Raw genomic sequence first — 25,196 nt, 5'->3', positions numbered from 1 at the left:
CCCCCCTTCCTGACTCATTGGGATAACGATCAAAAGAGACATTAGTGAATGAATAACAGGCCAAGAAACGTAGCACGCACGTCCCTTCTAATCCTTATGCAGCGCTTGAGCAATAGAGGAGCACCTAGTTCCTTTTTTTCTTGCAAAAAATTGCCGCCGTTGATGTCTGGAAACAATTCAAAACTTTCCGGCCGCTTCATGTATCTAATCATAGGCAAGGTGAAAGAGAGTTTGCTACCCAGGATTTTCATGTCGTTTTTAAGAAAAAAATAAGGGGTCTTTTTATGAAGTTTCCATATGATTTAACTGCTAGATGTTGTAAGATGAACACAGGTTTAAGAGATAGATAGTTTGGCAATTTGGATGGTGGATACGTAAATTATGATTTATACGGATTGGTTTTATTGGCTGTTCGTGCTCGTGGCTGTCGTCACGTATCACCTCATGCCGCATCGTGTCAGACCCTGGGTTCTCTTTGCCGCAGGGGTCGCTTTTTACTACTATTATGCAGGTTCTTACCTGTTTCTGTTGCTTGCTGAGGTGGTCATCGCCATATTGGTCGTTACGGCCGCGGCGAAGTGGACCAAGCGGTGGATTTATCCCGTGGGCATTATCGGCGCCGTTCTCGTGCTTGGTTATTTCAAGTACACGAATATGATGCTGGATACGTTACATGAGTTGTTTTCGTTTTTGCACCAACCCTTCTTGCCGAAGGCGGAGCAGATTGTGCTGCCGCTCGGCATCTCTTACTTTACGTTCGAACTGATTCATTATTTGGTCGAACGCAAGCGTGGCACTTTGCCGGAACATCGGCCGGAAGGACTTTTGTCGTTTATCTTTTTCTTCCCGACGATGGTGGCCGGGCCCATCAAGCAGTTCCAGGTGTTCTATCCCCAGCTTACTGCGAAATTTCACATCGACCATGTGATGATCGGGGTAACCCGGATTGGATTCGGGTTGTTCAAAAAGCTTGTGCTGGCTGGTTCGATCGATTTGCTGGCGCAACCGGTATACTCGCAGGCCGGAATCGCCGGATCGGACACGGCAACGCTCTGGATCTCGCTCGTCGCCTATACATTCGTCATTTATTTTGACTTTTCGGGGTATTCGGATATTGCTATCGGAACCGCGCGCTTGTTCGGCATTGTGGTGCCGGAGAACTTCCGCTTCCCTTACCTGGCCCGCAGCGTAGCCGAGTTCTGGAACCGTTGGCACATCTCGCTGGGCTCCTGGCTGACCCGCTATGTGTATTTCCCGCTCGGTGGAAGCCGCGTCCCTGCTCCCCGTGTCTATTTGAATCTGATGGCGACGATGACCGTCTCCGGCCTCTGGCACGGAGCCGCTTGGAATTTCGTCGTCTGGGGCATGTTCCATGGCGTGATGTTATGTATCCATCGCTTCTACGTGAAGCAAATCAAGCCTTCATTTAAGCCTGTACCGAAGTGGCTGAAGCCGGGAACGACAACCATCGCGATTTTGATTACGTTTTTTGGCGTCACGATCAGCCGAGTGTTCTTCATTCTGCCGATTGTGGACGGATGGGATTTGATGCTCCGGTTGCTCGGCTTGCGATAGGTTAACCGATTTTCGATTATTGATGGAATGGAAGTGTGAGGTATAATGGCTAATTTATTTCTGAACAAGACCGTGTCCGTCATGCTTATCTCCTTCGCCTTGGTCGGATTGCTTGGACTAGGCAATGGAGCCGATCAAGTGGTCGAACAAATGAGACAAGAAGTCGTGACGCATGCCAAAAAGGAACTCCGCGTTCCAACCTATGATTCGATCGTCTATACGCCGTTATGGGTGGAATATTTGAAGGAGCAGCCGAATGACGGCAAAAAGGTCATCGGCATGTTCGGGCCCTCCACTGTCTTCGGCACGACGGTGAAGAATGGGGAGAACACCTCGGCAGGTGTCCTTCAGGTCCACATGAAAGACAGCAGCGTGGTTAACCTGGGTATTGCCGGCGGAAGATTCACCGAGACGTACGCTCTGCTTGCCTCGATGATTGACAATGTCGATTATGTTGTCTATGAGATCAACTACGGCATCGCCGTCGTCTCGGATAATGAGCCGAATGTTATCGTCTATCCGTCGCTTGTCGAGAAGCTGGACCAAAATATCCCGCGCAGCTGGCTGGATGATTTCCCGGACAAGAACCGCCAGTCGCTTCCCAGCGACACTCATAATTGGGTCATGTCCCATTTCCTGAATAAGTGGACCCTCTATCATGATCGCGACGCGATCAGCTACCGGTTGTTCAAGACCCGTACGCCGACGGAGAAAATCCGCCGGGAAATCCAAAAGAAAGAGAATGAGAAAAAAGGGATAAAAGAAAGCTATACCCCGATGTATACCGCCTATGACAAATTGAAAGATGCCCAAAAGGAAGGCATCGACAAGCATTACAAAGAGCTTTATCGCTGGAATAAGCCTTTCGACAAGGATAACAGCTTCGGGTTGTTCATGATTGAAAAAACGCTGGATCTGTTGCAGGAGCATGACAAAAAAGCCGTGTTCTATTCAGCTCCGCTCGATAAAGAACATATTGTGAAGAAGAAGCTCTTCAACTGGAACGAGTATACCAAGGTGATGGGGGCTTACCAGCAGCTGATTGAGTCCAAAGGCTATCCGTATATCGAATTCAATAAGGATAAGGACAATACGATCCCACACGAATATTATCGCGATCCGGCCCATCTTATCGACAAAGGAAATAAAATGTTCGGCGAAATTTTGTATAAGAGGTTGAAGGAATATGGAATTACAACCCCGTAGTGCCAGACTGGCCAAAACGAAAGCCCGCAGTCTCACTCATCGCGTCGGACGCGCACTGATGATGGTAGGAGCAGCGCTCGGCGGAGCGATCGTCCTAATCGCCATCGTGCTCGGTATTTTGTTCTTCTCCGGCGAGACACAAGAATTTATTTATATGAACTTCTAGTGTGTAAAAAAACGGCATGCAAGGACTGGCTCCCGGTCTTGCATGCCGTTTTTTCCCTTCATAAGGCTGCGGAAGTCCAATGGACAAGTCACTTACTTGGGCTGCTACGCCGCTTTGACCCCATTGAGCCAACTTTCCTTGAATGATAAGCGTCCACACAACCTGTGGATGTTCGCCATATCATACCTATAAGATGCGATTAGGATTCGTCTGCATAATGAGGAGTAGGTGGGGAATTTCCTATGATCTATACAGCTCTTGGTGATTCGATTACATTCGGAGAAAATGCCTCCTCTGCGGCAAGGGCTTATCCCCGATTGGCCGGATCGATGTCACACCCTTACCGGGTATATGTTCTGGCGCGTCCCGGTTGGAGCGCCTATGATTTGTTGGATGCCGTGATATGGCAAGGGTCCTCCCTTATTCACCGTTCTGCCGTGGTGTCAGTATGGATTGGAGGGGTGGATCTGGCGAATGCGGCGCTGTCTGCGCTTCGCACCCGCCGGCCATTGGCTGCCAAATTGATTTTAAGCCGTTATAAACGAACCTTGCACGCCATCCTGACTCACATCAAAAGGAACAGGCATGCCCGGATTATTTGCTGCACGCAATATAATCCGTTTCCGAACAGCCCTATTTCCATCATGTCGATAGACCGGTTAAATTACGCGACCAAAGAAGTGGCGAAAAGCTGCAGCGCCACGATCGTACCTGTTCATACGTGGTTTGAAGGAAAACAAGCCAATCTTATCTATGGATATCGAAGAGGAAAACTGGAAGACGCATTGAGCGGGTTCCTGCCCATCCATCCCAATGATCAGGGGCACCGGCTTATTGCCAAAGGGTTGGCCCCCTATCTTGCCCCCTAAGTCAGCTTCCTGATAGCCTGCGTCTGATTCGATAATAAAAGAGAGCGGAACGATGTTGTTCCGCTCTCTTTCTGTTGCCCCGGTGTCCGTGCTGCATCTCGTTGATCCGCTGTGCCGAGCATCCAGGTTCCATATCTTCCTTGGTGGGGCGCTGACTTCGGACTGTTAGGGGAAGCGGCTCGAGGAACGGACTCTTCCCTATGTATCTATCGATTATTTCAGATACGCCTCGGCGATTCCTCTTTGCTTGCTTTATCCCTTGTCCGCCCAGATGTCATAGGTGAATCTCTGTTTTTTATCCGGGCTCTTGTACACCCATGTGAGCGCTCGACTTTTCGGGTATCCCCCTCCACCACGTCAGCAAGGACCTGGCGCAACTTCGCTTCATCCACGCCGCCCCCCCTTTCACCTCTATACAACGAACCATCGACACGGGAATGTGACAGTGAATTATAAAAATAAAGTAAAATTTTTAAGATCGCGCTTGCTTAGATTAATTTTATTTGCTAGTATAACTGACGAACGTTCGTTAATTTGAGGTGATTCGATTGAAAAGCGAGGAAATTAAGGATGCAGCTCTGAAATATTTCACCATACATGGTTATGAAGGGGCATCCCTGTCTCTTATTGCCGAAGATGTCGGCATGAAAAAGCAATCGATCTACGCCCATTTTAAAGGAAAGGACGATCTTTTTCTGCAAGTGCTGCGTGATGCGAAGGAGACGGAGCTCTCTTCCAAGCTTCAATATTTTAGCAGCATAGGCTCCCAGCATCCCGAGAAAGCTTTATACGGGTTTCTGCAACTGGTCATCGATCTTTTCCAAAAAGATGAGCGGTTAACGTTTTGGCTGCGCATGTCTTTTTTTCCGCCCGCTCATCTTGCCAAAGCGATCGAACAGGAAGTCATCGATATCGAAGAAAAGGTGCAGGCGATGCTGGAGCGGAAATTTCAGGATTGGATCGATGAGAAGGCTATCGTCGAAGAGGCGGCGAGAACGCCAACCCTCGCCTTCCTGGGCGTCGTCGATTCCATTATGCTGGAGCTTGTGTATGGCGGCAATGATGATCAGCGGCTGAAGGACAAATTGGAAGCCTCCTGGACCGTATTTTGGCGAGGAATAGCACATCCTTGATTTTGACAGAAAGAAAGTGGTTGATGATATGAAGAAAACAATCAAAGAACAAAAAGCAGTACTGCTTATACTCCTCAGCAATATATTCATTGCCTTCCTGGGCATTGGCCTTGTTATCCCCGTCATGCCGTCTTTTATGAACATGATGCATTTATCAGGCAAAACGATGGGCTATCTGGTTGCCGTATTTGCCGTGGCCCAACTGCTGATGTCGCCGCTGGCCGGACGCTGGGTTGACCGTGTCGGCCGCAAGAAGATCATCATCATCGGCTTATTCCTGTTCAGCGTATCCGAGCTAGTCTTCGGGCTGGCCGGGAATGCAACGATGCTTTATATATCAAGGCTTCTGGGTGGAGTTAGCGCCGCCTTTATCACGCCGGGGGTTACGGCTTATGTCGCGGATATTACCTCCATTCAGGAACGGCCGAAGGCGATGGGGTATGTCTCGGCCGCCATTAGCACCGGCTTTATTATCGGGCCCGGCATCGGCGGCTTTATCGCGGAATATGGCATACGCATGCCCTTCTTCTTTGCGGCGGGAATTGCTTTTTTCGCCTGCATTTTATCCGTGTTTATTTTAAAAGAGCAGCTCACCAAGGAGCAGCTTGCGGAGATTTCCGCGAACGCAAAGCAAAGCAGCTTTCTTGCCGATATGAAAAAATCGCTTCACCCGCTCTACTGTATCGCATTTATTATCGTCTTTGTGCTCGCGTTCGGTTTATCGGCATACGAAACGGTCTTCAGCCTCTTTTCCGATCATAAATTCGGCTTTACGCCAAAAGATATTGCCGTCATTATTACGGTTAGCTCCATTTTCGGCGTCGTCGTGCAAATCTTTATGTTCGGAAAAATGGTAGAAAGACTCGGGGAAAAGAAACTGATTCAAATCTGCTTAATTGCCGGGGCCATTTTGGCGGTGGTGTCCGCCGTCATCTCCGGCTTTGGAATCGTGCTGGCGGTAACGTCCTTCATCTTCCTCGCCTTTGATCTGCTGCGGCCGGCTTTGACGACATTTCTGTCCAAAGCGGCCGGGAAAGAGCAGGGCTTCGTGGCTGGAATGAACTCAACCTATACGAGCTTGGGCAATATTGCCGGCCCAGCGATGGCCGGAATGCTGTTCGACGTTAACATTCACTATCCTTTCCTGTTCTCGGCCGTCATTATGGTCATCGGCCTCGGCATTACCGTCATGTGGAAAGAGAAGCATTTGCCGCAAAACGAAGCCGAATAGGTTGAACTTCATCCGATTGACTTTAGGGAGTGTCTCACAGACACTGCAAATGATTGAGATGACGAGTTAACAGAGAATATGGATGCGGGAAAAACGGCGGCGCACAAACCGGTGGAAGATGGATGAAGCAGTGAAATGCTGCGTGGATGCATCAATTTCTGCTCTTTAAGCCGCTATTTGATGAAATTCCTGCAAAAGTTCATTATGTTCATCGATTTTTGTCTTTTATCGATTGGATAGTCAGAAATTGATGCCGTTTTGCAGGATTCCCTGTAACGGAGTACACGTCATAAAGGAAAAAGTGTATTATTGCAGTTTTTCGGCGAGTCGAGCTTTGAGAATCAGGGGGGGCTGTCTCACTGTAGTGAAATACTACTTTTGGGACACCCCCATTTTAATCTTTTAATTCGATTCGATTTCCTTCGGGATCAATAACAACTCCTATTTTCCCCCAATCAAAGCTCTTCACCTCGACATTTACCCCACGCGCCTCCATCCCTGAAAAAAAAGAGAGCGGTGAAATACATCCGCTCTACATACATCCGTTCTATTCGTTTTTATTTTGGGTGCCGTCCGTACGCTTCCCGGATTCCTTGTCTTCCTCCGGTTCGGCTCCGTCCAGTTCCATGTCCTCTTGCTTGATGATTTCATGAATCTGATGCTTAATCGTCTCGGAACGGGTTCCGAAGATGGCCTGCACATTGTTGCCGACCTCCAGCACGCCCGAGGCGCCCAGTTCCTTCAGGCGCTCCTTATTCACATTGCCCTTATCCTTGACCTGCACGCGCAGGCGCGTAATGCAGGCATCCAGGGATGCAATGTTGGCTTTGCCCCCAAGCGCCGTCAGGATACCGCGCGGCAATTCTCCCGCCGTCGCTTCCGGCTTGGCCGCAGCAGCAGGCGCGGCCGCTTCCCTTCCCGGCGTCCGGAGATTGAAGGTCCGGATGGCGAAGCGGAAGCCGAAGTAGTAGATGAGCGCCAAGACCAATCCGACCAGGATGACGAGCCAATACGGCGTCCGGTTCTGCAGCACGCCGAACAGCAGGTAATCGATGAAGCCTCCGGAGAACGTCATTCCGATTTTGACGCCGAGCAGGTGCATCGTCAGGAAGGACAAGCCCGCGAACACGACATGCACGGCGAAGAGAAGCGGCGCCACAAACAGGAAGGAAAATTCCAGCGGCTCCGTAATGCCGGTCAGGAAGGACGTCAAGGCGGCCGATCCCATCAGCCCGGCTACAAGCTTCTTATTCTCCGGGCGAGCTTCATGATATATGGCTAGGGCAGCCGCTGGCAGACCGAACATCATGAATGGGTATTTCCCGGTCATGAACGTGCCCGCCGTCAATTCAACGCCGTCTTTAAGCTGGGCGAAGAAGATTTTCTGATCCCCCCGGATAAGATCGCCCGCCTTGCTCACATATTCCCCGAATTCGAACCAGAAGGGCGAATAAAAGATATGATGCAGCCCAAATGGAATCAGCGCCCGTTCGCAGATGCCAAAGATGAAGGCCGCCAGCGCGCGGTTCGAGTCGATGAGCGAGTGGGAGAATGCATTCAGGCCGTTCTGGATCGGCGGCCAGATGAACACCATCAGAATACCGATAACAAGCGAGGTGACGGCCGTAATAATCGGGACAAAGCGCTTGCCCGCAAAGAAGCCGAGATAGGAAGGCATCTCGATCTTGAAGAACCTCTTATATAGCATTGCCGCCGTAATACCTATAATAATACCCCCGAAGACGCCCGTCTGCAGCGTCGGCACGCCTTGAACGTTGGCATAGGCAAAGTCGGTCTGCACCATCTCCGGCGTCACACCCATCATCACTTTCATCGTCACGTTCATGACGAAATAACCGACGATGGCGGCAAGCCCCGCTACCCCCTCCCCTCCGGCGAGACCGATGGCGACCCCGACGGCGAATAGCAGGGACAGGTTGTCAAATACAATGCCCCCGGCTTGCTCCATCACGCTGGAGATAAGGCTGATAGCGCCGGTGCCCAGCACCGGAAAGCGCGCGATCAGATCCGGATTGCCCAGCGCGTTGCCGATTCCGAGCAGGATGCCGGCCGCCGGCAGAATGGCGACCGGCAGCATAAGCGCCTTGCCGACCTTTTGCAGAACGCCGAATATCGATTTAAATATGTTAAGCATGGAAGTCAACTCCTATCGATGTACAGATGAGCAAAATGCATAAAAAACCTATTGTTACCATTTCCAATCTGTTCAGGCACTATGCATGCAGCGGAACCGCCCCGCGCCATGGTCCCGAATACCAAGCGTAGCCACGCGAAGAGCCCTGGAGACGGTTCCGGTTCCGGGCATTAATCGAGAACGGATTCCAGCACCGCGCCTACGGCATCAATCGCCTGCCCGGCTTGGTCGCCTTCCGCCGACACCATAACGATGTCGCCGGCCTTCAGGCCGAGCGTTAACACGCCCGTGATGCTTTTTGCGCTTACTTTGCGGCCGTTGAACTCCAGCGACACTTGCGAATCCGGGAACTCGGCGGCTTTTTTCATAATGGCTCCCGCCGGACGCGCATGCACGCCTTGCGGATTTTTTATCGTAAATTGCTTTTCCATGATTGGCCTCCTCTTGGTTACACCCCTATTTAGTCATCAAGCCCGATTCATGCCTGAGCACAAGGGAATGATGAATATCGTATTCTTCTTCGCGCCAAGTCCAAACCTGTCTTCCTCCTCGTAATATGTACTGGTGATGCCCTACCGTGCAAAGCAGTCGCAGCACGGCTTGGGACTAATGACGGGAACCCCTGCCACGTCGTCTGCATAGCACAAAAAAGGCATGAGCCAAAGCATGCCAGTTCACGCAGTGAACGGCCGCTTAGCTCATGCCTAGTCGTACTAGTAACACGCTGCTTGCAGTGTAAATGACAACGCTTAATTTAACACGACCCATTACGGAATGCAAGCGTTGCCAGCCCCTGTTACCAAATTGACACAATCGGTAGAGGGATTATTGACGATTTATAGGAAATTTACCCCTATTTCTCCATGACGACCCCTTTGGAGACATTCATCTCGCCGTACCGACCCATGACATCAGGCAGTTCATCCATGCGGAAGCGATGGCTGATCAGCGGCTCAATGCTTACGATATGCTGCGCGAGCAAAGCGATCGCCTCCTCGTGCGTGTACGGATTGATGAACGAGCCCATGATGCGCAGCTCCTTGCTGAACACCTCGAATGGCGACAGGCTGGCCCGCGCTTCCGGAGAAGCGACGCCGAAGAGCAGGACTTGGCCGCCCTTGCGGGCCGCCTCCAAGGCCAGCTCCACCGATTCCGGACGGCCGGCGCACTCGATCACGACATCGGCTGTGCTGCGCAGTTCGTCCGCTGCGCCTGCTTCCAGCGGCGAGACGACAGCTTCGGCGCCCAGCTCATGCAATAGTCTGTGCTTGTGCGCGGCCGGCTCGCATACGGTAATATGCGCGACGCCCGCGGCCGCGACGAGCTGCAGGAACAACTGGCCGATGAAGCCGCCTCCGATAATCAGCACATGCTGATTCGCACGCAGCTCCAGCTTCTTGAATCCATGCAGCACGCAGCCAAGCGGCTCGGCCATCGCCCCTTCGACCCAGCTCACCTGCTTGGGCAGCTTGTAGCAGTTGGCCGCCGGCACAACGCAGTATTCGCCCATTCCGCCGTCCCTCGTCACCCCGACGGCCTGCAGCCGATCGCACAAGTGAGCGCGGCCGTTGCGGCAATATTCGCACGCCCCGCAGTATATATTCGGGTCGACGGACACCCGGTCGCCCGGATGCAACTCCGTGACCGCCTCCCCCACGGAGTCGACGATGGCGGCCAGCTCATGGCCAAGCACAATCGGCGGCTTCACTTCCGCCGATCCCGGATGGCCGTGATAAATATGCTGGTCTGTGCCGCAAATGCCGCAGCAGACGACACTCAGCCGAACCTCGTCCCTGCCGGGCTGGCGCTCGGCCCATTCCGTTACCTCCATCATTTTCGTTCCGCGCAACACTGCCGCTTTCATGCTCTTCATCCCTTTTCCCGTATGATTGTAATCCTTCTCCATCCCGATGCCCTCCCCGCAGAGCAGAGTGTCCTATCTCCCGTCACTGTTCACGGCTTCCGATGAATTCAGGGCGGTGATGCGCAGCGTCTCCCACGGAATCCGCTTGCCTTCCGCCTGCGAGAGCCGAATCTCCTTCGCTCGCCCCGGCAGCAGATCGAAGAAGTTGTCGCTCGCCGCAATCCACGCTTCATCCAGCTCGATCTTGACCATACGGGCCGCCCGATCCGTCTCGATGCGAATGACGCCAGCCTCCTCATCCAGGCCGATCTTCAGCTGTGCCTGCTCGAAGCGCATCACCTTATAGTCGCGCAAGTAGACATAGTTATCTTCCGTGAGGCCGCTTCCGGACGAGATGAGGCAGACCACCTCCGCCGGATCCGCCCCGTTCGTCAGCTCCGCTTCGGACAGCGCATCCAGTTCCCTTTTGCCGTTCGGCTCCAGGCATACCTCATACTCGCGCTCATACAGCCTCGTCCCATCCATCCGGTACACCGTCAGCCGGACCTGGTCTTCATAAGGCTCCAACCGGTCATTGAGCGCCCACAGATGCAGCGCCCGGCCCGCATCATGATCCGCCGTCAGCAGCACTGGCGCATAGAACTTCCGCGCGTAATGATACGCCGCCTTCGGCAGCCCATAGTAGTCGATGACCGACCAACTCGTGCCCGGCCAGCAGTCGTTCAGCTGCCAGAACAACGCGCCGCTCGTATCCGGCTTGCGGCGGCGGTAATGCTCAATGCCGTATCGCAGCCCCTCGGCCTGCGTCAGCATGGAATAATTGATGTACTCTTCCATATCCGTCGGGGCCCCGGTATACCCTTCCATCAGCAAGATGCCCTTCGGATGATGGATATCTTTGTTGCGGTACATCATCTCGTCGCTGCCCCAGTAGAATTGGCTCTCCGGGATGTTGCGCTGCAGCGTGTAGCGGTTCGAGGAGGCATGCATGCCGAATTCGCTGGCGAACTTCGTCGTGTCGCCCTTGAATTTTTTGAACGACAACCCTTCGACGCTATAGTCCTGCAATTGCGGCTCGCCGAAGACCCGCGGCTCGATGTTGCCATGCCATACCTGCCAATTATGCGTATCGCCAATCTCGCGCGAATTGTGATCGTTGCCCCCGTATGGCGAGCTCGGCCAGAACCGGCGCGTCGGATCGAGCGTCTCCAGCAGGGCCGGCATCAGCTCGTGGTAAATTTTCTCTCCATAGAACGGATGCGGGATCTCCCCGCTCGAATGCAGTGCTTCATACAGCCAGTCGTTCTCGTTATTGCCGCACCAGAGAGCAAGACAAGTCCGGCTCCGCAGCCGCTTGACGACCTGCTCGATCTCCCGCCGGACGTTATCCATGAAATTGCGGTTATAGTCCGGATAGAGGGCGCAGGCGAACATGAAGTCCTGCCAGACAAGCAGCCCGAGCCGGTCACACTCCTCGTAAAAAATATCCCGCTCATAGATGCCGCCGCCCCAGACGCGCAGCATGTTCATATTGGCCTCCTGCGCCAGGCGGATATACCGCGAGTAACGTTCATCCGGCACCGCCGCAATGAAGCTGTCGATCGGAATCCAGTTCGCGCCCTTCGCGAACAGCTTCACCCCGTTGAGCACGAACGTGAACGCATGCTGTCCTTCCTCGTCATGCAGCATCAAGTCCAGCGTCCGGATGCCGAAGCGCTGCTGCCGCTCATCCACGGCATCGCCGCCGCTCCGCAGCGTCACTTCCAGCCTGTACAAATAGGGCTCACCCAGATCATGCGTCCACCACAGGCGCGGATTCGGCACCCGGAGACGTGCGCTGCCGGACAGGCCATGCGCACAGATAGCGCCGTCCGGCATGAAGCCCAGGCTGCGATCAAGCACGAACGTCCGCCCCGCCACCTGCCGGCCTTCGGCGTCCATCAGCGCGACTTCCGCGGTGCAGGCGCCGCGGCGGTCGAATACACGGGCCTCGACCTCCACCTCGATCATCGCCTCGCCGTCCTTCACCTCAACCGTATGAGCGAACACATTGTCCACATACGCACGGCTCCGCTTCACCAGATGGACATCCTTCCAGATTCCCGCACAGACGAGCCGCGGCCCCCAGTCCCAGCCGTAGTGGCTTTGGTTCTTGCGCGTCCATATCCTTTTTTTGCTGAAGCCGGACCAATAATATTGCATCTTGCTCTTCGCATGCAGGTGAACCGGATCCAGCTTGACCGCGAGGACATTCTTGCCCTTGTTCAGCTCGCGCGTCACCTCGAACGAATGGCTGATGAACATATTGTCCGTCGAGCCCAATTCCACCCCGTTCAAATACACGGTCGCGAACGTATCAAGCCCTTCAAAGACAAGCTCCATCCGCTCCAAGTCCTCCCGCTGTCCGTCCCAATGGAACGTCGTGCGGTACCACCACACCTTCTCCTCGACCCAGCGGCATGTCTGATCGTTATTTCCATAGAACGGATCCTCGATTATGCCCTTCTCGATCAGCGTCGTATGCACATCCCCCGGTACCTTCGCCGTCATCCAGAAATAATCGACATAGTCAGGGGAAGCCACCTCCAAATCGCGCTCCTCGCCGACATTGAAATCGCGCAGCTTCCAATTCTCATTCAGTATCATATCGCGCTCCTATCCAGAAGACGCCAAGACCTCCCGGCCTTGGCGTCTCCCTGTCTCTACTGCTGTCTATTCATCTATATAGGTCAAGCTCTCCAAAATTTCCTTGAGGCTAAGCTCCGCGCAGGCCATCGACGTATCCGCAACTCCATAGTACATCTTGACCGTATCACCTTCCACAACGACGCCGCAAGAAAAGACGACATCGCCGAAGAAACCGTTTTTCTCGTAATCCGCCTCCGGCTCCATCACCGGTTGCTCCGAGCGGGCGATGACCTTCGTTGGGTCATTCAAGTCCAGCAGCACGGCGCCCATGCAGTAGCGGTGCTCCTTTGTCGCGCCATGGTACAGCTCCAGCCATCCCTTTTCCGTCTTGAACGGGACGGCACCGCCGCCCATGCGCCCGCTGTCCCACATGCCCAGACGCAAGCCAAGCAGATGCTGATGATTGCCCCAATAGAGCAAATTATCCGATTCGGCGATCCAGATTTCCGGATTGCCGATGCTTTTCGTCGTCGGACGATGCAGCGCATAATACTTGCCGTTGATTTTTTCCGGGAAAATAAGGACGTCCTTATTATCCGGGCTGAAAATCATGCCGTGATGCGTCACATTCACGAAATCCTTCGTCGATACCATCGACTCCCCGACGCCGACCGGAGATACGGCCGAGAAATAAATGTAATACGTATCGCCGATCTGCGTTACGCGCGGATCCTCGATGCCGAACGTCTCCAATTCCGTCGACGGATAGACGAATGGCGCATCATCTATCGTGAAGCGGTGCCCGTCCTTGCTGCGGGCAATGCGGATATAGGAGATGGAAGTCAAATATTCGAACGTCGCGCCTTGCGCCTTGTTACGAATGACGCGCGGATCGGAGAAGTCGTAACGATCATCATCCACGCGAAGCTCAATGATGTCCAGCTCCTTCGTCTCCGGGTTGAAGACGGGCGCCTTCACGATGTTCGGGTCGGTGCTGATCGGGCGCTCGGCTACGCGGAGCAGCAGCAGCACTTCCCCGTTGTAGGTCGCGACGCCTGCATTGAACGCGCCGATGACTTCGAAGTCTTCGCGATGCGGCTTGACGTCGGCCGGCGTAATAAGCGGATTTTCTTCATACCGATAAATATTCATGCTGTAGACTCCTTAAGCTGTAAAATGATAATTGCGATTATGCCTGTTCGTATTGCAAGAATGGATCGGCAATGGTCAGCCGATGCGCCTCCGCATCGCTTATGCCTGCATACAGCACCGCCGTGCCGTCGTCGTTGCGCACCAGGCCGCCGCTGAATACGACGTCCACGAGGTCGGTCCGCTTCGCCGCGCCCGGCAGGAATTGATCCCGCACGGCGATGAGCTCGATGGCGGTGTGCTCGCCGGTAGCCGGATCAAGCGCAAACGCCATCGGATAATAGTGGCGGTCGCCTTGGTCATCGAAGCATGCGATATGTCCCAGCACGCCGATACGGCCGTTGCTTAGCATATGCGCTTCGTTCGCGCCTCCCCATTCCTCGTCGATGAATTGCCCTTCCAAGAGCGGGGCGTTGTCAATCAGCTCAATCGATAAGTCCTCCAACCGCTCGACGCGGGTAAATCCGATCTTGCCGCGGCCACCCTTCTCTCCCTGCGGGCGGGTAAAGACGCCGATGCTGCCGTCCAGAAGCTCGACCAGCCGCAGATCCTTCATGCCGTCCGGGCCGGTGAAGCACGGCTTCAGATCGGCGATGCGCTTCCCTTTGTAGAATACCGTGCGCCACATCAGCGCGTTCGCCTGTGTCGGATGCGGATAAATCTGCACGCCACCGAGCACAAGCTCGCCTCCGATCCGGGTCTGGAACGGATCCTGAAGCTCGAATGCCGGCGCGCCTTCCCGCGGCACCCATTCCCCGTTCCGTTCGACGAAGAAATGAACTTCAGAGTGCTCGCTGTCACGCGATTCCACGCGTCCGGCGATGACCTGCTCCCCCTCGTCTTCGAACGGGGCGGTAATATTGTATACATCTTTGCTGCCGACGCCGGTAAATTTCAACTTCTCCGCGTTCGCCGCCAACGGGCTGCGCGTCATATATTGCTTCAGCAGTGTCGCGCAGGTGATTGCGCTGCTGTGGTTCCCTGTCATGTATGGCACGTCTCCTTCACTGATGAGTTCTCGCTGATCCAAATAGCCGCTTCCTGCGGACCGAGGATGAACGATTCATTGGATTCACTCGGCTCCCCGTGGCTGGACAAGGCGAAGCGGAAAGTCCCGGCTAGCAGGCTGACGACGGGCAGAGCGTACGGCTCCGTCCCGAAGTTCAGCGCCACCAGCACCTCTTCGCCAGCGGCCTGCTTCACGTAGAAGAGCACATCCCCCTGGCGTTCCAGCCGCGCATAATCGCCGCTGTGCAGCGACGGGTAACTGCGCCGGAGCGCGATAAGCTGCCGGTAGAACGAATAGATCGAATCCGGTTCCCGCTGCTGCGTCCGCACATTCAGCACTTCATGCCGCGGGCCCATGCCGATCCACGGGGACGCATCCGAGAAGCCGCCATAGGTCTCGTCCGTCCACTGCATCGGCGTCCGCGATTTGTCCCGGCTCTTCGCCAAGGCCCTCTCAAGCGCCTCCTCCGGCGCCGCGCCTTCCGCCAGCGCGAGCCGGTAGGCCGTCAGCCCCTGCACGTCGCGCATCTCTTCGATCTTCTCGGCCACGAAGTCACGCATCCCGATCTCTTCGCCGTAATACAGGAACGGCACGCCCTTCGCGGTGAGCATCAGCGCGGCAATCAGCTTCGCCCGCCGCTCCTCCAGCTCGGTCTTGCCTTCCCCGAAGCGGGAGATATGGCGCGGCATATCGTGACTGCTGAAGAACAGCGTCGGAAGCTGGTCGGAGGCATGCGCCTCCTCCATCTTCTTCAATTCCTCATACAGGCGTTCGAGCGAGAACGTCTCCTGACTGCCGAGATTGAAGTTGAACACGACGTCCAGCAAGCCCGTGCCGCTATAGCGGCGCAGCACGTCCATATCCTCGGAGCCGACCTCGCCAACCATGAATGTCCCCTGCCGTTCATGCGCGTGGGCGGACAGCTCCGCGATGGCTTCCAGGATGCCTTCCTGATCCTTGTCATGCACATGCTGCTGCTCGCCCGTCTCCGCATCGTACGGGTTGTCGGGGAATGCCCCTGATACTTTCAAAAAATTGATGACATCGAGCCGGAAGCCGTCAATGCCCCGATCCAGCCAGAAGTCCATCACGCCCTTCATCGCAGCGCGGACTTCGGGATGAGTCCAATTCAAGTCGACCTGTTCCTTCGCGAACGCGTGATAGTAATATTGCCCGGTCGCTTCATCGAACTCCCAAGCCGTACCCCCGAAGAAGGACTCCCAATTATTCGGCGGCCCGCCGTTCACCGGGTCCTTCCAGATGTACCAGTCGCGCTTCGGATTCGAACGCGACGACCGGGACTCCCGGAACCAGCGATGCTCCGACGACGTATGGTTCAGCACCAGATCTACGATCACTCGGATATCCCGGGCATGCGCCTCGCGGATGAACGCTTCGAACTCTTCCATCGTCCCGTAATCGGGATCGATGGCCGTATAGTCGGCGATATCGTAGCCGTTATCCACCTTGGGCGACAGATAGAACGGCGTCAGCCAGAGGCCGTTCACGCCCAGCTTGGCCAGCTCATCCAGCTTCGACGCTATGCCGGCGAAGTCGCCGATGCCGTCCCCATTGCCGTCGCAGAAGCTCGGCATATAGATTTCATAGAAGACGGCCGATTGCCACCACGGTGCTTCCATTCTCTCCACTCCCATTGTTTAGGCTGGCAACTTCCTTATTTGAGGCTGAATTGCATGCCTTCCTTGAACTTTTTGCCGAACACCATGAACATGATAATAATCGGCAGCGTCAGCAGCACCGATGCGGCATACAGCGGACCCGGATAGCCGCCGTAAGGCCCGAACATTTGCGACAAGAGCACGTTCAGCGTCAGCATATTGTCGCTGCGCACGACGATCATGTCCCACAGCAGCTCCGTCCACCGTTCCATCAGCAGGAACAGGAAGATAACCGCCGTAATCGAACGTGACATCGGCATCATGATGCGGTACAAAATTTTGAAATCGGACGCACCGTCCAGCTTCGCCGCCTCGATGAACACCGTCGGGATCGCCTTGAAGAAGTTGGTGTACATGAAGATGGCCCACAAGCTGACCGCCTTCGGAATAATCATGGCCCAGTACGTATCGTACAATCCGACCTTCTGGATGATGAGGAAGTTCGGGATGAGCAGGATGATCGCCGGAAAGAACATATGGAACAGGACGAAGTTGTTCACCGTGTCCCGCCCCTTGAAATTCAGCTTCGACAATGCGTAAGCCACCATGACGCCAAAGAGCATCATGAGCGCCGTCGACACGACCGAGACAATGACGCTGTTCACGAACGCGTTCAGCCACGGACGCGCAATGCCCGTCTCGCCTCCGGTGAACAGCCATTCATACGATTTCAGGGAGTAGCTGGCCGGAATGAGCTTGCGGTCGACCTGCGACCAGTCGGCGAACGAGTTCAACACCATGTAGAGGTACGGGTATACCATGACCAGAAGCAGGAGCGTCGCCAAAATATAGCGGATCGTCAAGCGAAGCTTGTTGTTTTGTTTAGACCCAACCATTTCGTTTCCCCCACATTTCCAGCAGTTTTTTGATGACAAAGATCGAGATGAACGTAACGACGGACGCCAAAATGGCTACAGCCGAGGCATAGCCGGCCTGCAAGTTTTTGAAGGCCTGATTGTAAATCTCCATCTGCCATGTGTTCGTCGCGAAGTTCGGACCTCCGCCCGTCAATTGGTATACTTCCGTGAAGATGCCGAATGTGACGCCGAACGAGAGAATCAAGGTCGTATACAGCGCGGGATACAGCAGGGGAAGCGTGATCTTCCAGAAGCGCTGGCGATCCGTAACGCCGTCAATCGCCGCTGCTTCATATACTTCCTTATCAATGCTTTCCAGTCCCGACGTCAAAATGAGCGCATAATAACCGGTAAACTTCCATGCGAGAATAAGCCCTACGACGAAGAGCGCCGACAACGGCGATCCGAGCCAGTTAATATCGAGCCCGAATGCATCACGCAGGAAAATGTTCACCGGACTGTTATAGGACAAAAAGCCCTTTACGATGAGCGAAGCGACGACGCCGGACGACAGATACGGCAGGAAAAAACCGATCAGATACAAGCTGCGCAGCTTCGGCAGCCCCTGCACAATCACGGCGACGCCGAGCGACATGACCGTGACAAGCGGCACGAACACGATCATGAATTTGTAAGTGACCCAGAAGGCCGATTGTACCCCTGGCGTTGACAGCGCCTTGATGAAGTTCTTGAACCCGACGAAGTCATAGGTCGGCGCAATCAAGTCCCAGTTCGTGAAGGACAGATAGAACGACCATAGTAACGGACCCAAAAAGAAAACAAGCCCATAAATGAGGTAGGGACTGGTGAATAACCAGCCCAACCGATTGTTATTCTTGTCGATCATTATTGAAGTTCCCCTTCAATAGCCTTCTTCATGTTGTCCCATCCGGTCTTCGGATCAATCTCGCCGAGGACCACTTTGTTGAATGCCTCCTGGCCAATCAGCGTCTGAAGCTCATTGTAGCGGGCATTGTCGATGGCCGGAATGCCGAGCGGCACGGACTTGGCGTACAGCTCAAGCTCAGGCGATTGCTCGATTATCGACTTGAATTCCGGAAGCTCTGCCAGATCGTCTCGCGCCGGCGGCAGATTCGTCTTCTCGAACCACGCTACATCGTTCTTCGGATCGGAGTACACCCACTTGATGAACTCGGCGGCCGCCTCCTGCTGCTCCTTCGGCACGCTGGAGAAGATAACGAGACCTTTCGCGTCGGAGAACGTCTTCGCTTCGTCCGGATTCATGCCGTCCGGAACCGGAGGAAGGGACAGCGTGTATGTCTCGTTGTATTTCATTTCCGGGAACTTCTCAGCCCAGTAGTTGAACGTCCACGGGCCAAGATCCGTAAAGATGCCGATGCCCGACTCGAACGGATCGGTTACGTTTTTCGCCAAGATCGCCTTTTCCTTGCGCAGGTTGTCGACGAACTCCAGCATCTTCACGCCGGCAGCCTCATCTCCGACGAACTGGTCTCCGTCAATAAATTTGTTGCCGTCCGATGCGGCATTATAGAGCATGAAGAAGTCGAACCAGCGCTTCCATGCCGTAGGGTCAACCAGATCCGCACCCTTGCCCCACACGTACTTATCTGGATATTTCTCTTTCAGCTTTTTGGCGACATCCAGCACTTCGCTGTATGTCTTCGGCGGCTCGTTATAACCAAGCTCCTTCAAGATGTCGAGACGCCAGCCGAACAGCATCGGATTGGAGTAGATCGGCAGCACGTATTGATTGCCGTCAGCGAACTCCCACGGCTCGAGCGTATTGCTCATATTGCGGCCCGATACGATGTCGTTGAATTGCGGCAGCGTGTTCAGCGGAACAAGCGCCTGGCTTCTGGCCAGCTGCGCGGCGAAGCCGCGGTTGATATTTTCCGAGATGGCCGGAGCGCTGCCACCGGCGATAGCAGCCTGGATGCTCGCCTCCGAGCTTGGCGATTCCTTGATCGCGCTCACATTGATCTTGACATTCGGATTGACCGCCTCATATTCCTTCGCCATTTCCATCCAATACGCTTGCTGCGGCGGGTTCGGTGCCGCCCAAAAATCAATGGTAATTACCCCGTCTGCCGACTCCTTCGGTGCTTCCCCTTTGCTGCAAGCAGCCAAGACCGAGAAGACCATCGTAAGAATGAGCAGAATTGACAGTTTCTTTTTCATGGAAAAAGACCTCCTCCTAATGACATGACTAAACCTCATGATGACAATATACACTTAGTAACGTTACAATTAAAATGACTAAACGCACTGAAAGCGTTTGTAATCACATTATTAATCAAATATTATCGGTTGTCAATCCGTTTTTTTAGGTAAAATAGATATTTCGACATTTTTCGATAAATATGTAACTGTCTTTACTATTTCTTTGAGTAACGTTATTATTATTTTGTAATGTTGTTTTGTAATCCTTTTATTTCTGGCATAATTACTATAGAAACCGATTGCACTGCGGAAGATGATTTTGCTTTGGTTAGTATGCAATGTTCAACTGGTTTTTATTCCAAAAATAACCCAACGGAAGTATACAAGCTTGAAAGGAGGTGTTGGTCGCTGATGAAAGCAAAAGTGACAATGCAGGATATTGCGGATCGGCTCCATATTTCCAAAAACTCCGTATCGCAAGCTCTCTCGGGCAAGGACGGAGTAAGCGAAGAGACGCGCCGGCTTGTCCTCGAGACAGCGAAGCAAATGGGATATACCTACCCCTCTGCACGTAAAAAGAAAGTATCCGAGCAAACCGGCAACATAGCCTTGATCGCCTCGGATTTCGCGTTCGGGCAAAAAAGCTTTTTCGGGGAAATTTATTTGAGTGTGGAGCAAGAAACGAGAAGACGCGGCAAACACCTGCTCATCCAATCCATCAACAAGGAATCGGAGCTTGAGCTGGCCTTGCCCTCTTTCTTGGAGAATCAAGACGTGGACGGGATTCTGATTCTGTCCCACTTGAGTACGGCCTTCACGAATGCCGTTATCGGCACCGGAATACCGACCGTGCTTATTGACCACCATCATCCGGCCATTCATGCCGATTGCATCTTGACGAAAAATCGCTTCAGCGCGTATGAGGCCGTTCAACATCTGAGCGATTTGGGGCATCGGAGCATCGGATATGTCGGCAATATTGATTTCTCTCCGAGCTATTATGAGCGGCTGGAAGGATTCCGGCTCGCTCTGCGCGATATGGGGCTCGAGGCCCGCCCGGAATGGATCGTGACCGATGCGGTAGAGCAGGCGGATTATGTCATGGAGACGATGAAAGCGATGAGCGAACTACCGACAGCCTGGTTCTGCGTGAATGACGGGCTCGGCTTCCTTGTCAATTCTACGCTGCATCAGCTTGGGTTCCAGGTGCCGGACGACATATCGGTATGCAGCTTCGATAACGGGCAGTTGTCCCGCTTGGCAACGCCAATGACGACAACGATGGCCATCGATTTGAATCTGTTCGGCCGCAAAGCCGTCGAGCAGCTGTTCTGGCGTATGGAACATAAGGATGAGCCGTTCATTGAGCTGCTTCTTCCGACCCAGATCATCGTACGCGAATCGACGGCTCCGCCACGGAAGTAAGGACGGCAGCCAATCATGCCGAACGGACAAGCCCCTCCGCTTGCCCGTTCTCTTCAGGCGTCTCGCCGCAGATGCCCGTCACCGCACGACAACCCGGCCGCCAGGCCGGGTCTCTCTTCGTTATTAGCTTTGGTGTGAACTTCGGTATAACATCCTCCCCTTAAGACGGAAGCCGGCCAATATACAGCAGACTCTCGACAGGCAGATGATCCGCACTGCCGTTCACAATCGCTTGCACGTCCTGGAGCATGTCATACAGGCCGACTTCCGCGCCAGTCCGGCCCGTATAGGCCTCGGCGACATGGAACGGCTGGGTGAGATAGGCTTCCAGCCGCTCGCCCCTGTCATAAGTATGCCGCTCCGAGCCCGGGATCCCGTTCAGGCCCTTCACCTGGACGAGGGAACGAAGCTCCCGGTAGCGCCGCAGCAGCTTCTGGGCCCGCTGCTGTACCGCAAGATGGTTCTGGTCGAGATGCACCCCCTCCAGGATGGAGGAGGTCGAGTAGAGCGGATTCACCGCCGGGAACTTCTGTCTGGCCGCGAGGTCGGCATCGAAGTACCATAGCGTCTCCAACGGACCGTACGGGAGATCCTCATCGACGGCAATCCCCTTCAGGTCGACCAGAAATGTCGTGACCCCGGTAATTCCCGCTTGCAGCAGCCTTTCCTGCAAGTCATAGATGCCGCCTGTCAACACATGCTCCCGGTCCGCGGCGAACACGATCTCCCGCCCTCCGGCATCGGCCATCCGCCGGTACGTCTCCTCGATCGAGTAGGTCACCTGATCGACGCCGTCCAGCAGGTCCCTGAGCTCGGGATACACCACGTATTCTCTTCGGGCTGAACGAAGCGAAGCCGGTTTCCCTTCCCCGTGCCACGCCTATGCTTGCCCCCCCCCGCGTGAAGAGACGCCTTGCTATTTTGCCAGCACATTGGCCTGCTTAAGGTCCTGCTCGAGGTCCCACTCAAGGTCCCGTTCAAGGTCCCGTTCAAGGTCCCGAACAAGGTCCCGTTCAAGGTCCCGTTCAAGGTCCCGTTCAAGGTCCCGCAGGTCCCAAGCTTCCGGATGCTGCCGAACGGCCCCAAACGCATCAAGGGGGCTGTCCCATAAGTAGGCTTTCGCTACTGTGAGACACCCCCTGATTGTTAAAGCTCGACTTGCCGGAAAACTGTAAAAATGCAGTTTTCCCTTAGGACTTTTGCGTCGTCACAGGAATTCCTGCAAAAACGCATGAATTTCAGCATAAAAAGAGAGATAAAGCAAAAGTTGACGGAAAATAATGTACTTTTGCAGGAATTTACCAAAATGTCGGCTCAAAGGGCGAAAATTCCTGCATTAACGCAGCATTTCACTCCAACATCCCTCCAACAGCCATCCTTCGCCGCTGTCTTTCCGCCTCTACATTTACATTCCTCTACATTCCTCTACATTCTCTGCTGTCCCTTCCTAGTATCTGCTTCCCGTCATCATTCTCTGCTGTCCTGTCTTGCCTGCCTCATTGTGCACGACCATCGGACAACCTCTCTTCAGGCGATTCAAGTTATTGCTGCTTCAGCGCCTGCATCCCTAACGCCAGCGCGCCGGTAATCCCCGCGCGGTCCGCGAGACCCGGCGGCACGATATAGCCGCTGTCCGTATCCAATACGGCCGGATGCTGCACATAGCCGTTCAGCAGCCGCTTCACTTCCTCGCGAATGCGCGGGAACAGATGAAGCTGCTTCGATACCCCGCCGCCCAGAATGATTTTTTCCGGGGATATGGTCAAAATATAGTTCATCAACGCCTGAGCCAGATAATAGGTCTGGAACTCCCAAGCCTTGTGGTCTTCGCCCAGTTCATACGCCTTGACGCCCCAGCGCGCTTCAATCGCCGGTCCGGCAGCCAAGCCTTCCAGACAATCCTGATGGTATGGGCACTTGCCCGCATACGTATCCTCCGGATGTCGCTTCACGAAAATATGTCCCATCTCCGGATGAGTCAGCCCGTGAACGAGCTTGCCTTCCACGACCGCCCCTGCTCCGATGCCGGTGCCGACGGTAATGTAGAGGCAGCTGTTCAGCCCCTTCGCCGCCCCGTAGGTCGCTTCGCCCAGCGCGGCTCCGTTCACGTCCGTATCGAATCCGACCGGAACATGAATATGGCCCTTCAAGTGCCCCACGACGTCATACCCGCTCCAATGCGGCTTCGGCGTCTTCGCAATATGGCCATAGGTGGCGCTCGCCGGATTCAAATCCACCGGTCCGAACGAGCCGAAGCCGATAGCATCGACTCCCTTATCCTTAAAAAACTGCACAGTACGGTCCATCGTCTCTTCCGGCGTCGTCGTAGGGAACGTCTCCGTCTCTCCTACCTGTCCGTCCGGCGTGCCGACGGCGACCACAAATTTAGTGCCTCCGCCTTCAATCGCTCCTATACGTGTCATCACTTTCTCCCTCACCTTCTCCATGCCTGGTACGGCTGCGCCCTGTCTGTCTGTCGGTGCCGCGCAGCCCGCAGCGGCCGCCTTGCAAGCGGTAACGCTTCCATCGGTCTCATTATACCATTCGTCTCGACACGTTCCAACACGAATCGAGCCTCATCTAAGATTATGACACATTTGTCGAATTTTTTACCCTTCCCCTCCGAAACAATCGAAATAAGTTTTCGTGGACGTCGGTTCGGTAATGCGTTAAAATATCAAATTAAATAAATGCGCTGGGCACACAGGGAGGAGTTATCATTGAGCACACAGACAACACAGCCAGGCATGTTCGGTGAATTCGGCGGCAGCTACGTTCCGCCGCAGCTTCAAGAAGTGTTGGAGCGGTTGGCGAAAGCCTTCGAACGCTATAAGGACGACCCGGAATTCATCGATGAGTTCAAAACGTATCTGCGCGAATATGTTGGACGGGAGAGTCCGCTGACGTATGCGAAGCATCTGAGCGAGAAGCTTGGCGGGGCCAAGATCTATCTGAAAAGGGAAGATCTGAACCATACCGGATCGCATAAAATCAATAATGTGATGGGACAGATTCTGCTCGCGAAGCGCATGGGCGCCCATCGCGTCATAGCCGAGACCGGCGCGGGCCAGCACGGCGTCGCCACGGCCACCGTCTGCGCTATGTTCGATATGGAGTGCATTATCTATATGGGCGCCGAGGATATTCGCCGTCAGGCGCTGAACGTGTTCCGCATGGAACTGCTCGGCGCGAAAGTCGTCTCGGTCACGAAGGGGCAGGGCCGCTTGAAGGACGCCGTCGACGAAGCGTTGAACGATCTCGTGGACAATTACGAGTCCACGTTCTACCTGCTCGGCTCGGCGGTAGGCCCGCATCCGTTCCCGTCGATGGTCAAGCATTTCCAAGCGATCATCAGCGAAGAGTCGAAGCGCCAGATCATGGACAAGGAAGGCCGCTTGCCGGATGCGGTGCTGGCCTGCGTCGGAGGCGGCAGCAATGCGATCGGCGCCTTCGCCCATTATGTGGACGAACCGTCCGTCCGCCTCATCGGCGTGGAGCCCGACCAAGCCGCCACCTTGAGCCGCGGCGTCCCGGGCGTGCTTCACGGCTTCCGCTGTCTCGTGCTGCTTGACGAGGAAGGCAACCCGGCGCCAACGTATTCGATAGCCGCCGGTCTCGACTACCCGGGCATCGGACCGGAGCACAGCCATTTGAAAGTCAGCGGCCGGGCCGAATATGTCACCGTCACGAACGAGGAAGTGCTAGAAGCGTTCCAGGTGCTGTCGAAGACGGAAGGCATCATCCCGGCGCTGGAAAGCGCCCATGCCGTCGCTCACGCCTTGAAGCTGGCGCCGCAGCTTCGCCGCGATCAGATTATCATCGTCAATCTGTCGGGACGCGGAGACAAGGACGTGCAGCAGGTGTTCGAGATGCTGCAATCGGGCAATTGATTGATAGGAGAGGGGCTGTCCCGTAGGTAGTTTTTTAGGGTTCAGCGAGACAGCCCCGCCCCTGCTTCTTACAGTTCAGTTTGCCGAAAATACTGTAAAAATGCAGTTTTCCTTTAGGACGTGTACTCCGTTACAGGAAATTCCTGCAAAACGGCATCAATTTCAGATTATGTAATAGATTAAAAGCAAAAACCGTTGGAAATGATGTACTTTTGCAC

The 25,196-nt window shown here is 54.4% G+C and carries 19 protein-coding genes and 1 pseudogene; 8 read left to right on the top strand and 12 right to left on the bottom strand.

What is annotated here, in order from left to right; all coding sequences use genetic code 11:
- Nucleotides 1–381: 381 nt before the first annotated feature.
- The 6 genes from DQX05_RS02670 (at nt 382) to DQX05_RS02645 (ending at nt 6,180) form a co-directional block, all read left to right on the top strand.
- Nucleotides 382–1,575, top strand: coding sequence for an MBOAT family O-acyltransferase (locus tag DQX05_RS02670; RefSeq protein ID WP_119790607.1), 1,194 nt, complete (start codon nt 382–384; stop codon nt 1,573–1,575).
- Nucleotides 1,576–1,620: 45 nt separating this feature from the next.
- Nucleotides 1,621–2,781 (top strand): hypothetical protein, encoded by a 1,161-nt coding sequence (locus DQX05_RS02665; protein ID WP_119790606.1) that lies wholly within the window; start codon nt 1,621–1,623, stop codon nt 2,779–2,781.
- Entirely contained in the window at nt 2,762–2,947 is a 186-nt protein-coding gene (locus DQX05_RS02660; protein WP_119790604.1) for a hypothetical protein, read from the top strand. The genes DQX05_RS02665 and DQX05_RS02660 overlap by 20 nt, the downstream gene beginning before the upstream one ends.
- A gap of 242 nt (nt 2,948–3,189) precedes the next feature.
- A complete protein-coding gene (locus tag DQX05_RS02655) occupies nt 3,190–3,816 on the top strand; it encodes an SGNH/GDSL hydrolase family protein (RefSeq protein ID WP_119790602.1) in 627 nt (208 codons plus the stop codon).
- 548 nt (nt 3,817–4,364) lie between these two features.
- A complete protein-coding gene (locus tag DQX05_RS02650; RefSeq protein ID WP_119790600.1) occupies nt 4,365–4,949 on the top strand; it encodes a TetR/AcrR family transcriptional regulator in 585 nt (194 codons plus the stop codon).
- A gap of 28 nt (nt 4,950–4,977) precedes the next feature.
- Nucleotides 4,978–6,180 carry an MFS transporter gene (locus DQX05_RS02645; RefSeq protein ID WP_119790598.1) on the top strand — a complete coding sequence of 401 codons (1,203 nt, stop codon included), beginning with the start codon at nt 4,978–4,980 and terminating at the stop codon, nt 6,178–6,180.
- 547 nt (nt 6,181–6,727) lie between these two features.
- On the opposite strand, the gene ptsG is transcribed toward DQX05_RS02645, so the two are convergent.
- The 10 genes from ptsG to DQX05_RS02595 form a co-directional block, all read right to left on the bottom strand.
- Nucleotides 6,728–8,326 carry a glucose-specific PTS transporter subunit IIBC gene (gene ptsG / locus DQX05_RS02640; protein ID WP_119790772.1) on the bottom strand — a complete coding sequence of 533 codons (1,599 nt, stop codon included), beginning with the start codon at nt 8,324–8,326 and terminating at the stop codon, nt 6,728–6,730.
- A gap of 179 nt (nt 8,327–8,505) precedes the next feature.
- A complete protein-coding gene (locus DQX05_RS02635) occupies nt 8,506–8,766 on the bottom strand; it encodes an HPr family phosphocarrier protein (RefSeq protein WP_119790597.1) in 261 nt (86 codons plus the stop codon).
- 422 nt (nt 8,767–9,188) lie between these two features.
- The gene (locus DQX05_RS02630) at nt 9,189–10,241 is read right to left on the bottom strand and encodes a zinc-dependent alcohol dehydrogenase family protein (protein ID WP_259391742.1); all 1,053 of its coding nucleotides are present in this window, start codon (nt 10,239–10,241) and stop codon (nt 9,189–9,191) included.
- A gap of 30 nt (nt 10,242–10,271) precedes the next feature.
- On the bottom strand, nt 10,272–12,845 hold the full coding sequence (locus DQX05_RS02625; RefSeq protein WP_119790595.1) for a beta-mannosidase: 2,574 nt from the start codon (nt 12,843–12,845) through the stop codon (nt 10,272–10,274).
- Between the two features lie 66 nt (nt 12,846–12,911).
- Nucleotides 12,912–13,979, bottom strand: coding sequence for a BtaManbiosPhlase (locus tag DQX05_RS02620; protein WP_119790593.1), 1,068 nt, complete (start codon nt 13,977–13,979; stop codon nt 12,912–12,914).
- Between the two features lie 37 nt (nt 13,980–14,016).
- Entirely contained in the window at nt 14,017–14,964 is a 948-nt protein-coding gene (locus DQX05_RS02615) for an MTP-1 family protein (protein WP_119790591.1), read from the bottom strand.
- Nucleotides 14,961–16,625, bottom strand: a complete 1,665-nt coding sequence (locus DQX05_RS02610) for an alpha-glucosidase (protein ID WP_119790589.1) — start codon at nt 16,623–16,625, stop codon at nt 14,961–14,963. Before DQX05_RS02610 ends, DQX05_RS02615 begins: the two co-directional genes overlap by 4 nt.
- Nucleotides 16,626–16,660: 35 nt before the next feature.
- Entirely contained in the window at nt 16,661–17,500 is an 840-nt protein-coding gene (locus tag DQX05_RS02605) for a carbohydrate ABC transporter permease (protein ID WP_119790587.1), read from the bottom strand.
- Nucleotides 17,487–18,368, bottom strand: a complete 882-nt coding sequence (locus DQX05_RS02600) for a carbohydrate ABC transporter permease (protein ID WP_119790585.1) — start codon at nt 18,366–18,368, stop codon at nt 17,487–17,489. Before DQX05_RS02600 ends, DQX05_RS02605 begins: the two co-directional genes overlap by 14 nt.
- A complete protein-coding gene (locus tag DQX05_RS02595; RefSeq protein WP_119790583.1) occupies nt 18,368–19,681 on the bottom strand; it encodes an ABC transporter substrate-binding protein in 1,314 nt (437 codons plus the stop codon). Before DQX05_RS02595 ends, DQX05_RS02600 begins: the two co-directional genes overlap by 1 nt.
- A gap of 393 nt (nt 19,682–20,074) precedes the next feature.
- On the opposite strand from DQX05_RS02595, the gene DQX05_RS02590 reads away from it, so the two are divergent.
- Nucleotides 20,075–21,088, top strand: a complete 1,014-nt coding sequence (locus DQX05_RS02590; protein ID WP_119790581.1) for a LacI family DNA-binding transcriptional regulator — start codon at nt 20,075–20,077, stop codon at nt 21,086–21,088.
- A 160-nt stretch (nt 21,089–21,248) separates the two neighbouring features.
- Here the strand turns inward: DQX05_RS02590 and DQX05_RS02585 are convergent.
- Together DQX05_RS02585 and DQX05_RS02575 are read right to left on the bottom strand one after the other, a co-directional pair.
- Nucleotides 21,249–21,908: pseudogene (locus tag DQX05_RS02585) on the bottom strand (ATP synthase beta subunit C-terminal domain-containing protein); the annotation flags it as partial.
- Between the two features lie 721 nt (nt 21,909–22,629).
- Nucleotides 22,630–23,511, bottom strand: coding sequence for an ROK family protein (locus DQX05_RS02575; RefSeq protein ID WP_119790579.1), 882 nt, complete (start codon nt 23,509–23,511; stop codon nt 22,630–22,632).
- A 324-nt stretch (nt 23,512–23,835) separates the two neighbouring features.
- On the opposite strand from DQX05_RS02575, the gene trpB reads away from it, so the two are divergent.
- Complete coding sequence (gene trpB, locus DQX05_RS02570) at nt 23,836–24,978, top strand: tryptophan synthase subunit beta (RefSeq protein ID WP_397334791.1); 1,143 nt, start codon at nt 23,836–23,838, stop codon at nt 24,976–24,978.
- Nucleotides 24,979–25,196 lie beyond the last annotated feature (218 nt).

The organism is Paenibacillus thiaminolyticus (genome assembly GCF_003591545.1).
In the GTDB taxonomy this organism is placed as follows: domain Bacteria; phylum Bacillota; class Bacilli; order Paenibacillales; family Paenibacillaceae; genus Paenibacillus_B; species Paenibacillus_B thiaminolyticus_A.
This window is presented reverse-complemented; position numbering and strand designations above follow the sequence as displayed.